This window comes from Candidatus Sodalis endolongispinus (assembly GCF_018777395.1).
Taxonomy (GTDB): Bacteria; Pseudomonadota; Gammaproteobacteria; order Enterobacterales; family Enterobacteriaceae; genus Sodalis_B; species Sodalis_B endolongispinus.
Window position 1 is genome coordinate 1,705,702 of the sequence record NZ_JAFJYC010000001.1, and the last position, 15,899, is coordinate 1,721,600.

Annotated in this window: 11 protein-coding genes and 4 pseudogenes; 9 read left to right on the forward strand and 6 right to left on the reverse strand. The window is 57.8% G+C overall.

Translation table 11 applies throughout. The annotated features are described in order from the left end of the window. Window positions 1–59: 59 nt before the first annotated feature. Both ppnN and queF read right to left on the reverse strand, forming a co-directional pair. Window positions 60–1,340: a nucleotide 5'-monophosphate nucleosidase PpnN gene (gene ppnN / locus JZM24_RS08250; protein WP_215669295.1), complete on the reverse strand. Its 1,281-nt coding sequence runs from the start codon at window positions 1,338–1,340 to the stop codon at window positions 60–62. A gap of 305 nt (window positions 1,341–1,645) precedes the next feature. After that, window positions 1,646–2,492, reverse strand: a pseudogene (gene queF, locus JZM24_RS08255) (NADPH-dependent 7-cyano-7-deazaguanine reductase QueF). 60 nt (window positions 2,493–2,552) lie between these two features. On the opposite strand from queF, the gene syd reads away from it, so the two are divergent. From syd to JZM24_RS08275, 4 genes and pseudogenes are all read left to right on the forward strand, one after another. After that, window positions 2,553–3,116, forward strand: coding sequence for a SecY-interacting protein (gene syd, locus JZM24_RS08260; protein ID WP_215669296.1), 564 nt, complete (start codon window positions 2,553–2,555; stop codon window positions 3,114–3,116). A gap of 861 nt (window positions 3,117–3,977) precedes the next feature. After that, window positions 3,978–4,298, forward strand: coding sequence for a YqcC family protein (locus JZM24_RS08265; RefSeq protein ID WP_215669297.1), 321 nt, complete (start codon window positions 3,978–3,980; stop codon window positions 4,296–4,298). Next, a pseudogene (gene truC, locus JZM24_RS08270) lies at window positions 4,291–5,079 on the forward strand (tRNA pseudouridine(65) synthase TruC). Before JZM24_RS08265 ends, truC begins: the two are co-directional and overlap by 8 nt. Window positions 5,080–5,098: 19 nt before the next feature. Next, a pseudogene (locus JZM24_RS08275) lies at window positions 5,099–5,544 on the forward strand (flavodoxin). A gap of 370 nt (window positions 5,545–5,914) precedes the next feature. Here JZM24_RS08275 and JZM24_RS08280 read toward each other — a convergent pair. The 4 genes and pseudogenes from JZM24_RS08280 to map form a co-directional block, all read right to left on the reverse strand. Next, entirely contained in the window at window positions 5,915–6,304 is a 390-nt protein-coding gene (locus JZM24_RS08280) for a DUF3461 family protein (protein ID WP_215669298.1), read from the reverse strand. A 124-nt stretch (window positions 6,305–6,428) separates the two neighbouring features. Continuing rightward, window positions 6,429–7,253: a 2,3,4,5-tetrahydropyridine-2,6-dicarboxylate N-succinyltransferase gene (gene dapD, locus JZM24_RS08285; protein ID WP_215669299.1), complete on the reverse strand. Its 825-nt coding sequence runs from the start codon at window positions 7,251–7,253 to the stop codon at window positions 6,429–6,431. 51 nt (window positions 7,254–7,304) lie between these two features. Further along, a pseudogene (glnD, locus tag JZM24_RS08290) lies at window positions 7,305–9,979 on the reverse strand (bifunctional uridylyltransferase/uridylyl-removing protein GlnD). A gap of 112 nt (window positions 9,980–10,091) precedes the next feature. Continuing rightward, the gene (map, locus tag JZM24_RS08295) at window positions 10,092–10,886 is read right to left on the reverse strand and encodes a type I methionyl aminopeptidase (protein ID WP_215669300.1); all 795 of its coding nucleotides are present in this window, start codon (window positions 10,884–10,886) and stop codon (window positions 10,092–10,094) included. Window positions 10,887–11,222: 336 nt separating this feature from the next. Here map and rpsB point away from each other — a divergent pair, with 336 nt between their 5' ends. The 5 genes from rpsB to ispC all read left to right on the forward strand — a co-directional run bounded on the left by rpsB (window position 11,223) and on the right by ispC (window position 15,766). Then, window positions 11,223–11,948 carry a 30S ribosomal protein S2 gene (gene rpsB, locus JZM24_RS08300; RefSeq protein ID WP_074012181.1) on the forward strand — a complete coding sequence of 242 codons (726 nt, stop codon included), beginning with the start codon at window positions 11,223–11,225 and terminating at the stop codon, window positions 11,946–11,948. 115 nt (window positions 11,949–12,063) lie between these two features. After that, entirely contained in the window at window positions 12,064–12,921 is an 858-nt protein-coding gene (tsf, locus tag JZM24_RS08305; RefSeq protein WP_215669301.1) for a translation elongation factor Ts, read from the forward strand. A gap of 140 nt (window positions 12,922–13,061) precedes the next feature. Continuing rightward, window positions 13,062–13,787, forward strand: a complete 726-nt coding sequence (gene pyrH / locus JZM24_RS08310; RefSeq protein ID WP_215669302.1) for a UMP kinase — start codon at window positions 13,062–13,064, stop codon at window positions 13,785–13,787. A 68-nt stretch (window positions 13,788–13,855) separates the two neighbouring features. Next, entirely contained in the window at window positions 13,856–14,413 is a 558-nt protein-coding gene (frr, locus tag JZM24_RS08315; protein WP_074012187.1) for a ribosome recycling factor, read from the forward strand. A gap of 156 nt (window positions 14,414–14,569) precedes the next feature. Next, entirely contained in the window at window positions 14,570–15,766 is a 1,197-nt protein-coding gene (gene ispC, locus JZM24_RS08320) for a 1-deoxy-D-xylulose-5-phosphate reductoisomerase (RefSeq protein WP_215669303.1), read from the forward strand. The last annotated feature ends 133 nt before the right edge of the window (window positions 15,767–15,899 follow it).

Below are 15,899 nucleotides of genomic sequence, written 5' to 3' on the forward strand. Positions count from 1 at the left end.
AAGCGCTCCCGCACGCGGTGTAAGGCGCTGATGCCGGCTTCCCGCCGGCATCGGTTGCGTTAAATACAGATTTCGTAGCACGGAAGGTAGGCGCTGCCGGGCAACTTCATCCGATGCTGGGCGACAAAGCCCTGCAGCAGCGTATCCATATGCCGCATGATTTCCGCATCCCCGTGCAGTTGATATGGCCCGTACTGCTCGATAGCCTGAATGCCGTACTCCTTGACGTTGCCCGCGACGATGCCGGAAAACGCCCGCCGCCGCGCGGCCGCCAGGCGTTCCGCCGGCTGTTCGCGGTGCAGATTAAGGTTGGCCATATTTTCATGTCTGGGCTCGAAGGGATGCTGCAAATCATGGGCGATGCACAGCGACCAGTTAAAGCCGTATGCGTCACCGCTGCGGCGGCGGTTTTCCTGCACTTCCGGCATCGCTTTTTTCATCCGCCGAGCCACTTCCGCGGCATCGTCGATGATAATGGAATAATAGCGGCGGGCCTGGGCGCCGAGGGGGCTGACGATGAATTCGTCCAGAACGCGGAAATAGTCGGCGCTCTCCTCCGGTCCGGTAAGCACCAGCGGCAGCACCTGATCGGCGTTTTCCGGATCCATCATAATGCCCAGCAAGTACAGGAACTCTTCCGCGGTGCCGACGCCGCCGGGAAAAATGATAATGCCGTGCCCGATACGCACAAACGCCTCAAGGCGTTTTTCGATATCCGGCATGATAATCAGCTCGTTGACCAGGCCGTTAGGCGGTTCGGCGGCGATGATAGACGGCTCGGTCATGCCGATAAAGCGCCCCTCTTTGTAGTGCTGCTGGGCATGGCCTACCGCCGCGCCTTTCATGGGCGCTTCCATCGCCACCGGCCCACAACCGGTACAAATGTTAAGTTCGCGCAGGCCCAGCTGATTACCCACGGCGCGGGCATTGCGCAGGATGGAAAATACCAGATTAGTGATGTGGGAGGCGTTGGCCAGATTGAGATGCTGATGTCGGCCGGCGCTGACAATTTGGCCGTTAACTAACAGGATGTCCCGCAGCACAGCAAACAGGTTGGCCTGTAACGAACGGATGATGCGGCCATCGACAAAGGCTTCCTCAGGCGGGTTCACCAGCTCTAGCTTCACGCCGCGCTCGCGGCGCAGGACGTTGATATCGAAATCCTGAAAGCGCTCCAGCAGCTCTTTACTGCTGTCGGTCTGGATCCCGGAATTGAGCACCGCCAGCGAACAGTTGCGGAACAACCGGTAGAGATCGCTGCTGGCGGTACGTTTGAGCATATCCACTTCGAGTTGTGACAATAAATCCATGGAGCCCAGTGGGCTAATATGCGTAATCAAAATAGCTCCTTGTCATACCGGTGCATACAAAAAATAATTATCCCACAGTGCCCGTGCCCCGTGCTTAATGCCCCGCGGTTAGTACTCAGTGCTTAATGCCTCGTGCTTAGTAATCAGTGTTTAATGCTTATTACGCAAAGCGCAAAGCTTAATGAACGGTGCTAAGCACTCGGGGAACGGTGATACGCCCTGTTGCCGCCGGCCCGAAAAGCCCGGCAAACTCGCTGCCGCTAACTCTATGACCGGCGGCAAGGTTTTAACCCTCTGCCAGCGGAAGCTGGGCAAGAGTTGCGCGCTGCACTGCATTATTGCCGCGCAAGCCGTCCGATTGCCGGCGAAAAGTGCGTATTGCTGCGCCAGGGATTAATATCCAGTCCGCCGCGGCGGGTATAGCGCGCATAAACCGTCAGGGTTTCGGGGAGGCAAAACTGCATCAAATCGCAGAAGATTCGCTCCACGTACTGTTCGTGAAACTCATTATGCTGGCGGAAAGAGACCAAATAGCGCAGCAGCGCCTCGCGGTTGATACGCGCGCCCCGATAGCGTATTTGCACCGAGCCCCAATCCGGTTGATGTGTGATGAGACAATTGGACTTCAGCAAATGACTCACCAGCGTTTCGCTCACCACCGTCCCGCCGGCTGCGGCCATCCAGCCAGCGGTTGGTAAAGGTATAATCGTCGATGCGGATAGGTTGATCGTCAATGCATTCGCCGTCAAAATCCAGCACCGGACGACCGGTAAGTTCGGATAGCGCGCGCAGGACAACCTGCACCTCGCCGCCGGCGCAGCGCGACAGATCCTCGGCCAGGCGCGCGCGTACCGCTTCGCGCGAGGGGAAGCGGGTCTGATTGTAGCTGTTCAAGTACAGTTTGAAGCTTTTAGACTCAATCAGATTCGCTCTGGTGGCGTTCAGGGCGATTTCGCCAATCGCCACTTGGGGCAGTCCCGCTTCGTTGAGCCAGTAAAGTTCATATAAGGTCCAGATATCGGTGCCATGAAAGGGCAGCGCCGTCGCCTGAAGCCCCAGCGGATCGCGGTTGAGCGCGCGCGGTACCGCCTGGAGCAACGAGGGATCATAGCGCTCCCGGTACGGGGTCGGTTTTCCCAGCGTCAGCGATTGCAAAGCGTGATGTTGGTCATAATGCGTCATGGTGTCTACCTTGGGGCCTTACTGTTACACTAGGCGTAGTGTACCGTACGGAGCCATAAAATGAGAGAAATTAGGGACCCGGCCACTGCTCTGGCGTTAGAAAATTTTACCCGGCGATATGTCGACAGCTGGCAACAAACAACCGGCGGCTTACCCGTAAGCCATGCGCTGTCAGGCATACCGTCCCCCTGCGTCGCCGGCGGCCAAGGCGACGCGATTTATTGGCAACCCCGGCCGGCGGCGGCGGATCAGACGCTGGCGGGCGTTGAACGGGCGTTGTCCTTAGGACTACAGCCGTCGGTGCAGGCCTATTACTGCAGCCAGTACGCCGGCGATATGCCGGCCGCGTTTGCGGGTGAACCGCTGGAACTGGTACAGGTCTGGAACGAGGCCGATTTTCTGCGGGTGCAGGAAAACCTGATAGGCCATCTGCTGATGCAAAAACGGCTGCGGCAGACACCGACGCTGTCTATTGGCACCACCGCGTCAGAGCTGACGATAATTTCGGTATGTAACCTCAGCGGCAATATCCTGCGTGAGCAGGTGGGCGGCAAACAACGGGAGGTGCTGGCGGTCGATCTGGCAAGCTTCCTCACTCGCCTGACGCCGCGCCTGTCTGCCTAAAATAACCCCCTTTTTATGCAAACACTTGTAAGACATCTCCTACAAGTACTGTAGGAAATAACTGTGTTTAAAAATATTAAATTTAACAAAAAATTAATTATTCCAGTAAGATCAAAGCAATATAACGACTCGTTAACATTTCGCCTTTTACCGGCCTTCATAAATGCATATGACTACTCTTGTTTAGAACGATAGTTTAAGCGATCTTATCAACCAGGCCAGTAAGCAAGGACCGCCCGCTGAATCAGGATTGTGCTTGTGCCGCACGGACAGCGTAGGGAAGGGAAGGGTTAGTGCAGCAACGGCCTCAGGAAGAAGCCCGCAAGTTTCAGGATGATACTCAGGACACCTCCAGGGTGGAGAATGTGAGCTGGTAAAGGAACGCCAGCGAGGCAGGGACTGCTGCAGGACATACGTTTGATAACGTAGGCGTAGCGCAAGGATGGGTTTTGACGACATGGATAGTTGCAATGTTATCTTGTATAACAAGCGTCATGGAGTTGGGCAGGGAGCATAAACATAGCGGGATTGCTATAAAACGAACCGGGGGTACTGTTTAAACAGTACCCCCTTTTCTTTGATGTCGTCTCCGGCGGAAAAAGGGTGATGAAATCGGCTCGCCATGGCGCCGAGGCGCGCGTAAGCAGAGCGCCGCGGCAGCACATCACTGCGGTGAATAACGCGGCCGTTTTTTTCCAAAGAAAACATCACTATTGACAATGAAACCGTTTGCGTCATGTGAGCGGGATTTCCCCTTTTGCCCGTTTTGCGGCCATAATTAGCACTGGCACCGCTCTGATGATATTCTTTGCGGTTTTGCATGGTACGGCGCCGTCGGGTCCCGCGGCGTGGGAGGATCAGATGACGTTACATCAACAGGTTCGTCAGCGGCTGTTCGACATCGAGCAGGCCATGCGCGACGCCGAAATCTGGCAGCCGCAGCCGCCGGCGCGCGCGGCCTTCGACAGCGTGGAGCCGTTCTGCATCGATACCATGGATGCACAGCAGTGGCTGCAATGGATTTTGCTGCCGCGCATGCATGCGCTCCTGGATCGCGACGCGCCATTACCGGAACGTTTCGCCCTGACGCCGTATTTTGAAGAAGCGCTGCCCGAGGCCATCGCGCTGTTGACGCAATTACGCCAGTTAGATCGTTTGCTGAGCGGTGAAGTGTATGATTGAGATATGTTACCAGGACCAGTACCTGGTGGCGGTCAATAAACCGGCCGGCTGGCTGGTCCACCGCAGTTGGCTGGATCGCAAGGAAAAAGTGGTGGTGATGCAGACGGTGCGCGACATGCTGGGGCAGCACGTGTTTACCGTACACCGGTTGGATCGCCCGACGTCCGGCGTCCTGTTGTTGGCGCTCTCCACCTAGGTTGCCCACAGACTGGCGCAGCAATTCGAGAACCATCAGGTGAACAAACAGTATTTGGCTGTCACCCGTGGCTATCTGGATGGCGAAGGGACGATAGACTATGCGTTAACACCCGAGCTGGATAAAATCGCCGACAAATTTGCCAACCCCGATAAAAAGCCGCAGCCAGCGCAAAGCCATTATCAGGCGCTGGCACACGTGGAGATGCCGGTCGCCGTTGGCCGTTATCCCACCAGCCGCTACAGCCTGATGTCCCTCTCCCCGCAGACTGGCCGCAAGCACCAGTTGCGCCGCCATATGGCGCATTTACGCCATCCGATTATCGGCGACACCACTCATGGCGATCTGCGCCACAACCGCGGCTTCACCGCCGCCTTTGGCTGCGGCCGGCTGATGCTGCACGCCTGCCGAGTGGCGCTGGCGCATCCGGTCACCGGCGAGCCGCTGGTTATTGACGCCGGCTGGGACGACAGTTGGCAACAATTGATGGACCGATTCGGCTGGCGCGGCCTTCTCCCTGCATATGAAAGGGTTGAGTTTGCCGGGCCTTCGGGTCAGGATAAGGCCCTTTATCACACGATGTAGGTCAGGGGAGTCAAGCGCTATGGCGCAGATAGGTATTTTTATCGGTACGGTATACGGTAACGCGTTGTTGACCGCTGAAGAAGTGGAGTCGGTTCTGACAGAGCAAGGCCACCAGGTGACGCTGTTTGAGGACGGCGGCCTTGAGCAGTGGCAGGCGTATGCCGAACGGGTGATCCTCATTATTACTTCCACCACCGGACTGGGGGATTGCCGGATAATATCGTACCGCTATTCCAGCAGGTGAAGGATAAGCTGGGGCATCAGCCGGCGCTGCGCTATGGCGTTATCGCTCTGGGCGACAGCAGCTATGATACCTTTTGCGGCGCAGGGCAGACATTTGACGCGCTACTTCAGGAGCAGGGTGCCACGCGGGTGGGCAGTCTGCTGGAAATCGATGCCGTGGAGCATCCCGAGCCGGAAACGCTGGCCTGCCGCTGGGCGGCGGAGTGGGGCGCATTGTTATAGGAACTCACGTCGGCGGCTGTGCTTTGCCGGCATGCAGCGTGCTATGGCGAGAGGGTGGCGTGGCAGTAGGCGTCGTGTTACGGCGGCAGGGCATCGGGCGTTAAAACCATGTAGACCTGTAGCCGGATGCCGCAGGTTTAATAATGGGCAGGATGAGGGGCGTGCAGGGACGAGGGATGTGGCGCCAAATGCCGCGGGCAGGGATGCGACACCGCCCGCCCGGGCAGGGACGTGACAGCAAATGCCGCGGGCAGGGATGTGGCAGCAAATGCCGCAAGCAGGGATGTGGCGCCGGATGCCGAAGGTTGTGACCGGCGCCGGCGGTGCCCTCCCTGGCCCCTGACGCGCGCCAGTGCCGCCGTGCGGCTGGTTATTTCTGCCGGGTCAATTTTTCCAGATCGGCTTCGATCTCGGCGATTTTGTTGGACACCACGCTTTCCAGGTGGCGTAAGTCGTCCAAAATCTTGCTCTTCAGATCCACCTCGGTTTGATCGCGCAGGCAGATTTGATCCAGCTCGTCGATCACATAGCGCAGATTGGGACTGATTTCATTGATTTCCCGGTAGCCTTCCGCCGCGTTGTCCGACACCACGGTTTTACGCTGCCGGGGATATTTGAATTTGACGCTTTTGGCGAAAAACTCCCCTTTGTCGCGGCGGAAATAAATTTTGAGGATGTCGTTATTGGCTTCCTGGCGCAGGCTGTAGCGGTCGATATCGTCCGGATGATTAACGCCAAGGATTTTCAGATTATCGTACATGGTCGTCCCCTGGTGCTGTGCGGTATAGGTGAAATTATGACGCCTGGCGGCGTCATACGCTGTGACTTACGGCCGGATTTGCCGCCGTACTGACCGGGCGCGAACGCTGCCGCCGTGGATAATATTAGTCGATGGTGCGTAATAACTCATTGATACCCACCTTGCCGCGGGTTTTGGCGTCGACCTTTTTCACAATTACCGCGCAATAAAGGCTATAACGCCCGTCATTGGAGGGTAAATTGCCGGATACGACCACCGACCCGGCCGGCACGCGGCCATAATGCACTTCGCCGGTTTCGCGATCGTAAATCTTGGTACTCTGGCCAATAAACACGCCCATGGAGATGACGGCGCCTTCCTCCACGATAACCCCTTCAACCACTTCGGAGCGGGCGCCGATAAAACAGTTGTCCTCGATGATAGTCGGGTTGGCCTGTAGCGGCTCCAGCACGCCGCCGATGCCCACACCCCCGGACAGATGGACGTTTTTGCCGATCTGCGCGCAGGAGCCGACGGTGGCCCAGGTATCCACCATGGTGCCTTCATCGACATAGGCGCCGATATTGACATAGGAGGGCATCAACACCGTGTTACGGGCAATGTAGGCGCCCTGACGCACGCTGGCCGGCGGTACGACGCGGAAGCCTTCGCACTGGAAGCGATCACTGTCCCAGCCGGCAAACTTCATGGGCACTTTATCGAAAAAGCGCGTTTCTCCGCCCTCAATAAGCTGATTGTCGGCGATGCGAAATGAGAGCAGTACCGCCTTTTTCAACCATTGATGGGTGACCCACTCGCCGTTGATTTTTTCCGCGACCCGCAGCGCGCCGCTGTCGAGGGCGGTGATAACCTCATTCACCGCGTCGCGGGTGGCGGCGTCGACGTTCGCCGGCGTTATCGCGGCGCGTTGTTCAAAGGCGGTTTCAATAATCTGCTGTAATGACTGCATCCTGTCTTGTCCTGTCTGTCGGCTTAATGGGAGTTCATAAGGTTACTTGTATCACACTTTATCGTTTGGGTTGAGCGCCTCTGTCAAGCGTCGCCGCACTTCCGCCTGCATTGCGCGGCAGAGCGCGCGACGGTCGCCGTCTGCCAAAATGAACAAGTCCTCCACCCGTTCGCCGATAGTGGAAATGCGCGCGCCGTGCAGCGAAATGCCCAGATCGACGAACACCTCACTGACGCGGGCCAGCAACTCGGGCTGATCGAGCGCCGTCAACTCCAGATAGCTGCGACGTTCGGTCGGCGAAGGCAGAAACACCACCGAGGTATCCACGTTGAAATGACGCAGCTTGGAGGAAGGGCGGCGCACCCGCGGGTGGCGGTAATCCCCCGGCTGCAGAATTTGCAGCAGCGCCTGACGGATGACCGGGTGGCGATCCGGTGACAGTGGACTGCCGTCCGGCTCAAGTACCACGAAGGTGTCCATCGCCATACCGTCCCGGTTGGTAAAAATCTGCGCGTCGTGCACGCTCAGATTGCGGCGATCCAGCTCGCCAGTGACCGCGGCGAACAGATAAGGGCGATCCTGGTTGCGGATGAAAATTTCGGTGCCGCCGCGGGTGGCCTGCGGGCTTATCAGCACCAGCGGCTCGTCGCGGCCGTGCAGGACCATATGGCGCGCATGCCAGGCCAGCTGATTAGGGGTATGGCGCAGGAAATAATCGGCGCGGCAGCGGCTCCAGATTTCCTGCAGACGCTGTTCGTCGATGCCATCCATACGCAACAGCGCCAGCGCCTGCCGGCGGTTGTGGCGTACCCGCTCGCGCACGTCCGGCGATACGTGCATACCGCGGCGCAGTTGCTTCTCGGTGGCGAAGAACAGCTCGCGCAGCAGGCTTTGTTTCCAGCTGTTCCATAGCGTCTCGTTGGTGGCGCAAATATCGGCCACCGTCAGGCACAGCAGGTAGTGCAGGCGGCTCTCGCTCTGCACTTCGCCGGCAAACTGCACCAGCACGTCCGGATCCTGAATATCCCGCCGCTGGGCGGTCACCGACATGACGAGATGACTTTCCACCAGCCACGCCACCAATTGGGCATCCTCGGCGGGCAAATCGTGCAGCGCCGCAAATTCCAGCACGTCGCGGGCGCCAAGCTGGGAGTGATCGCCGCCGCGCCCTTTAGCGATATCATGAAACAGCGCCGCCACCAGCAATAAATGCCGCTGGCACAAACGCGGAAACAGCTCGACGCACAGCGGATGGTACGGCCGCTGGCTTTCGGCGGCGAAACTTTCCAGCTTCAGCAATACCCGAATGGTGTGCTCATCGACGGTATACGCATGGAACAGGTCAAATTGCATCTGGCCGACGATATTGCTCCACTGCGGCATGTAGGCCCACAGCACGCTGTGCCGGTGCATCGGCAGCAGGGCATGTTTTACCGCGCCCGGCTGATGCAGAATTTGCATGAACAGCGTCCGCGCCTCGGGGATGGTGCACAATGGCGCCGCCAGGTGACGACTGGCGTGGCGCAGCTGGCGGAGGGTAGCCGAATAAATGCCCTCGATATGTTGGTTGCGCACCATTTGCCAGAACAGGCGTAAAATCGCCTCCGGCTGTCGGCTGAACAACGTCTCGTCGCGTAAATCAATCAGGTTGCCGCGCAGCTGAAACTCGTCGTCCAGCGACTGCGGTTTTTCATCGGGCGCCAGGGCGAGGATCGCCTCATCGAACAACTGCAGCAGCATTTGGTTCAGCTCGCTGACGCGACGGGAGACGCGGAAAAATCCTTCATCATCCGCTCCGCCGGCAGGTTACCTTCCCCCTGGTAGCGTAGCAGCTGCGCCACGTTCTGCTGACGGTCGAACAGCAGCCGGTTATCGTAGCGATTCAGCACCAGATGCAGGGCGAAGCGGATGCGCCAGAGAAAGCTCTGGCACTCGTTGAGTTCATCCCGCTCGGCGCGGGTGATAAAGCCAAAACCCACCATTTCATCCATCGAGGTGGCGCCGAAATGGCGGTGCGCGACCCACAGCAGGGTATGGATATCCCGCAGGCCACCGGGGCTGCTTTTAATGTCCGGCTCGAGATTATAGCTGGTACCATGATAGCGCGAATGGCGCTCCTGCTGCTCGGCGAGCTTGGCGGGAAAAAACGCCCGCGAGGGCCAAAAATCATCGCTGAACACCTGTTTTTGCAGGTTAAGAAACAGCGCCAGATCGCCGCAAATCAAGCGAGATTCGATAAGATTGGTGGCGACCGTCATATCGGCGCGCCCCTCTTCCAAACACTCGGCAATACTGCGCACGCTGTGACCCACTTCCAGCTTCAGATCCCACAAAAGCGTCAGCAGCTCGCTGATATGCTGTTGCTGCGGCGGCGTCAGCGGCGCTTGGCTGAGCACCAGCACATCGATATCGGACAACGGATGCAGCTCGCCGCGGCTGTAGCCCCCCACCGCCACCAGCGCGGTATGGGGCGCGTGGGCGAAGCCGTGGTAGTACCACAACTGCCGCAACAGCTGATCGATATACAGCGTACGGGCGTCCACCAGCGTTTCCGCCGTCTCGCCGGCATCAAAAGCGTCGGCCAGCCAGCGGTAAAATTCCTCCATCCGCTCCTTGAGAAACGTGCGATTCAGGGCGTCGTCCGGCCAGGTGAGGGGGGAGGACGGTTTTACCGGCAGCTGGCGCGGCAGCGGCGGATGGGTAAATTGAAGGATTTGGTCCGGCATCGGGTCGCCCTGCATAGTAGGGCAGCCCGGCGCGCAAGCTGGTTTACCGGGGCTGCCCGCGAAATTAACGCTCGCCTGCGCCCGGCTTCAACCGGTCGCGCGGCAAGTGATTTTAGGCCGGGTAGTAAATTACCGTCGGCAAGGTATCATCGGCGCGCAGCGTCATGATTTCGCAGCCGTCCTCGGTGACTACGATCGTATGCTCATACTGCGCTGACAGGCTGCGATCCTTGGTTTTCACCGTCCAGCCGTCTTTCATGGTACGGATGCGGTAGTCGCCGGCGTTAACCATAGGCTCAATGGTGAACGCCATACCCGGTTGCAGCACCACACCGCCGTCGTCGGCGTCATAGTGCAGCACCTGCGGCTCTTCATGAAAGCCTTCGCCGATACCGTGACCACAATACTCCCGCACCACCGAGAAGCTTTCCTCTTCAACGAACTGTTGAATCGCTTTACCCAGCGTGCGCAGGCGGATGCCCGGCCGGACCATGCGGATTGCCAGATACAGGCTTTCTTTCGTCACCCGGCATAGCCGCTCGCCCAGAATGGTCGGTTTGCCGACGATAAACATTTTTGAGGTATCGCCGTGGAAGCCGTCTTTAATGACCGTAACGTCAATATTCAGAATATCGCCTTCTTTGAGCTTTTTTTCATCGCTCGGGATACCGTGGCACACCACTTCATTGACCGAAATGCACACCGATTTCGGAAAACCGTGGTAGCCGAGCGACGCGGATACGGCCTGCTGCTGCTCGGTGATATGCTGATGGCACAAACGATCCAGTTCGCCGGTGCTCACGCCGGTTTTGATAAAAGGTTCAATGATTTCCAGCACCTCGGCGGCCAGCCGGCCGGCAACGCGCATCTTTGCAATATCGTCTGCTGTTTTGATAGGAATGGCCATAAAGGGATCCACAGTCGGCACCAAGGTCGACAAAATAATATAAGCCAAATTAGCGATTGTGATTAATGGTATCAGTACGGACAGGCACTGCCAATTATCATTTTCCCGCCGGCTTCGGAAAACATTTGGTGGAGTCCGTACGTGGTTTATGGTATAAAGCGCGCCGACGATAGGCGCCGGGATTTTTCAAGCCGCGCGTCAATCGCTACAACAAAACTCAATTGTGTTATTACACACACGTATCGACACCTGCGCCGGGGTGCTCTGACCACAAGGTCGGGGTCGGCCGTATGGGATACGTGGAGGCATAACCCCAAACAGACATAGAGGTTTATCATGGCAACTGTTTCCATGCGTGACATGCTCCAGGCCGGCGTGCATTTCGGTCACCAGACCCGTTACTGGAACCCGAAAATGAAGCCCTTCATCTTCGGCGCCCGTAACAAGGTTCACATCATCAACCTGGAACAAACCGTACCCCTGTTCAACGAAGCCTTGGCCGAGCTGAACAAAATTGCTTCGCGCAAAGGTAAAATCCTGATTGTCGGCACCAAACGCGCCGCAAGCGAAGCAGTGAAAGAAGCGGCCAACAGCTGCGATCAATTCTTCGTCAACCATCGTTGGTTGGGTGGGATGTTGACCAACTGGAAAACGGTTCGTCAGTCCATCAAGCGTTTAAAAGATCTGGAAACCCAGTCTCAGGACGGTACTTTCGAGAAGCTGACCAAGAAAGAGGCGCTGATGCGTACTCGTGAACTGGACAAGCTGGAAAACAGCCTGGGCGGTATCAAGGATATGGGCGGTCTGCCGGATGCGCTGTTTGTTATTGATGCGGAACATGAACACATCGCTATCAAAGAAGCCAACAATCTGGGCATTCCGGTTTTCGCCATCGTTGACACCAACTCCGATCCTGACGGCGTGGACTTCATTATCCCGGGTAATGACGACGCCATCCGCGCAATCAACCTGTACCTGACTGCCGTTGCCACCACCGTGCGCGAAGGTCGTTCTCAGGATCTGGCGCAACAGGCTGAAGAAAGCTTTGTGGAAGCTGAATAATAAGGCATGCTCTTAGGAGCCCTTATTAACCAAGTTTTAAATATGTTGGTTAGAGGGCCTGTCATCAGGCCCTCTTTTTTACCTATCTCCAACACGGAATAACGAGGAAAAGATAATGGCTGATATTACCGCCGCCCTGGTTAAAGAACTGCGCGAACGTACCGGCGCGGGCATGATGGAATGCAAAAAAGCGCTGGTTGAAGCCCAGTGCGACATCGAACTGGCTATCGATAACATGCGTAAGTCCGGCCAGGCGAAAGCGGCCAAGAAAGCCGGCCGCGTCGCAGCTGAAGGCGTCATCCTGACCAAAATCGCTCAAGACGGCAAATACGGCGTCATTATCGAGCTGAACTGTGAAACCGATTTCGTTGCCAAAGACGGCGGTTTCAAAGCCTTTGGCGACGAGGTCATCACCGCCGCGCTGAACGAACGCATTACCGACGTTGAAGCGCTGAAAGCCAAATTTGAAGAACAGCGCACCGCGCTGGTTGCTAAAATTGGCGAAAACATCAATATCCGCCGCCTCAGTGTCCTGGAAGGCGACGTGCTCGGTTCTTACCTGCACGGCGCGCGCATTGGCGTCATGGTTTCCGCCGCCGGCGCCGACGAGGAACTGGTGAAACACGTCGCCATGCACATTGCCGCCAGCAAACCGGAATATGTCAACGCGGATGATGTCCCGGCCGACGTCGTCGCCCGTGAGCATCAAATCCAGCTCGACATCGCCATGCAGTCCGGCAAACCGCGTGAAATCGCCGAGAAGATGGTGGAAGGGCGTATGCGCAAGTTCACCGGCGAAATTTCTCTGACCGGCCAGCACTTTGTTATGGACCCGAGCAAGACCGTCGGCCAGCTGCTGGGCGAACACGGTGCCAAAGTCAACAACTTCATCCGTTTTGAAGTGGGCGAGGGCATTGAGAAAGCCGAAGTCGATTTCGCCGCCGAAGTGGCCGCGATGGGTAAGCAGTTTTAATTAAGTCGTTCGGAACCTCCTGCAGGCGGTTCCGCTTTAATGAGCCGGAATAATGTCAGACGACGTGTGCCGCACTAATCAGCCGGGCGCGGCACCAGGTCAATTCCATCCCATCAAATCGCTCTCAAGGAACAGATCAAATGGCAACCAACGCAAAACCCATTTACCAGCGTATCCTGCTCAAATTGAGTGGTGAAGCCCTGCAGGGCGCCGAAGGTTTCGGTATCGACGCCAGCGTGCTGGATCGTATGGCCCAGGAAGTGAAAGAACTGGTGGAGTTGGGTATCCAGGTGGGCGTGGTCATCGGCGGCGGCAACTTGTTCCGCGGTGCGGGGCTGGCGAAGGCCGGCATGAATCGCGTGGTGGGCGATCATATGGGGATGTTGGCGACCGTGATGAACGGTCTGGCGATGCGCGACGCATTGCACCGCGCCTATGTTAACGCCCGCCTGATGTCGGCGATTCCGCTGAACGGCGTCTGTGACAATTACAGATGGGCCGAAGCCATCAGTCTGTTGCGCAATAATCGTGTGGTGATTTTCGCCGCCGGTACCGGCAATCCCTTCTTTACCACCGATTCCGCCGCCTGTTTGCGCGGCATTGAAATCGAAGCCGAGGCCGTGCTGAAAGCGACGAAAGTGGATGGCGTCTTTTCCGCCGATCCGGTAAAACACCCGGATGCTACACTTTACGATCAACTGACTTATCAGGATGTGCTGGAGAATGAATTGAAGGTCATGGATCTGGCAGCTTTCACTCTGGCGCGGGATCACAATCTGCCAATACGCGTGTTCAATATGAACAAGCCTGGCGCGCTGCGGCTGGTGGTCATGGGTGATAAAGAAGGCACCTTGATTACCAAGTAATGCATAACGGGGCCTGGCAACCTACGGCCACGGTCCGCCCGGATAACCAAGTCTCAAGGGTTCGCAACGTGATTAATGAAATCCGTAAAGATGCCGAGATTCGCATGGAAAAATGCGTCGACGCGTTCAAAAACCACATCAGCAAAGTCCGTACGGGCCGCGCTTCCCCGAGCCTGCTTGACGGTATTCAGATCGAATATTACGGCACGCTGACGCCGCTGCGCCAGCTGGCCAATATTATCGCCGAGGATTCCCGTACCCTGGCTATCACCGTCTTCGACCGCGCGCTGGCACCGGCGGTGGAGAAGGCCATCATGGCCTCCGATCTGGGGCTCAATCCGTCTTCCGCCGGCACGGTGATTCGCGTGCCGCTGCCGCCGCTTACCGAAGAACGCCGCCGCGACCTGATAAAAGTGGTACGCGCCGAGGCGGAGCAGGGCAGGGTATCGGTGCGCAATGTTCGCCGCGATGCCAACGACAAGGTGAAGGCGCTGTTGAAAGACAAAACCATCGGTGAAGATGAAGATCGCCGCTCCCAGGACGAGATCCAAAAGCTGACCGACGCCTGGATCAAGAAGCTTGATAGCGCCCTGGCGGAAAAAGAAGCGGAATTAATGGAAATTTAATCCGCTGGCGGAATGAAAACGCCACAGCGGCGCCTCCCCGGCGGGGTGCTGTCGCTGCGGCGTTTTTTTTGTTAAAGCCGCCATGGACAAAACGCCACCATCGTCTCAGACTAGATGTTTCCCTCATATTCCAACGCGGTAGTAAAAAGTAACTTCATGCGGCATTTGACGATCCTAGGCAGTACCGGCTCCATTGGCACCAGTACGCTGGCGGTGGTAAAGCGCAATCCCGACCAATACACCGTGCGCGCGCTGGTGGCGGGCAATAACGTTGCCTTGATGACCGAGCAGTGCCTGGCTTTCCGTCCCGCCTACGCCAGTATGGCGGATGACGCCGCCGCGCGGATGCTCAAGGCCAATCTGGCCGCAGCGGGTGTCGCCACCGCCGTGCTGTCGGGCGCGCAGGCGGCCTGCGAGCTGGCCGCGCTGGATGAGGTGGATACGGTGATGGCCGCGATCGTCGGCGCCGCCGGGCTAGCCGCGACGCTGGCGGCGCTGCGCGCCGGCAAGCGGGTTTTGCTGGCCAACAAAGAGTCGCTGGTCACCTGCGGCCGGCTGTTCATGAACGAAGCGCGTCGCCATCATGCCAGGTTGCTGCCGGTGGATAGCGAACATAACGCGATTTTTCAGAGTTTACCTGAACCACTTCAGCGCGGGTTGGGTTACGCTTCCCTGGCGGAACATGGTGTGTCGCGCATTGTACTGACCGGTTCCGGCGGCCCGTTTCGCCAGACGCCGCTGGCGGAGCTGGCCACGATGACACCGGAACAGGCCTGCGCGCATCCCAATTGGTCGATGGGGCGCAAGATTTCGGTGGATTCCGCCACCATGATGAACAAAGGGCTGGAATATATCGAAGCGCGCTGGTTGTTTAATGCCGCGGCCGAGCAGATGGAAGTGCTGCTGCACCCTCAGTCGATCATTCACTCCATGGTGCGCTACACCGACGGCAGCGTGCTGGCGCAATTGGGATCCCCCGACATGCGTACGCCCATCGCCCATGCCATGGCGTATCCCGAACGGGTGCCGTCCGGTGTCGCGCCGCTGGATTTTTTACGCCTCGGCACGCTGAGCTTCGCGCAGCCGGACGCCGCACGCTATCCCTGCCTGCAGTTGGCAGTCGACGCCAGACAGCAGGGGCAGGCGGCGACGACCACGCTTAATGCCGCCAATGAAATCGCGGTGGCGGCGTTTTTGCGCGGCGATATCCGTTTTACCGCTATTGCCGCCGTGAATCGGCGGGTGCTGGAACAGCTTAGCCTGCCCGAACCGGATAGCGTGGAAGCGGTGCTGAACATTGACTGCCAGGCGCGGGAAAGGGCCCGCCATAGCGTTATTCATTTTGGCCGGTGAGGCGCCGGGGCGCCGCGATGGCTGATTTGTTCGTTGACCGGCAAAATGATATAGTTCGCGCCTCTCATTCCGTCGATGAAGGCCAGCCGGGTAAAATCAGTCACAGGCCGTGTGCGCACACGGCTTTTTTGCG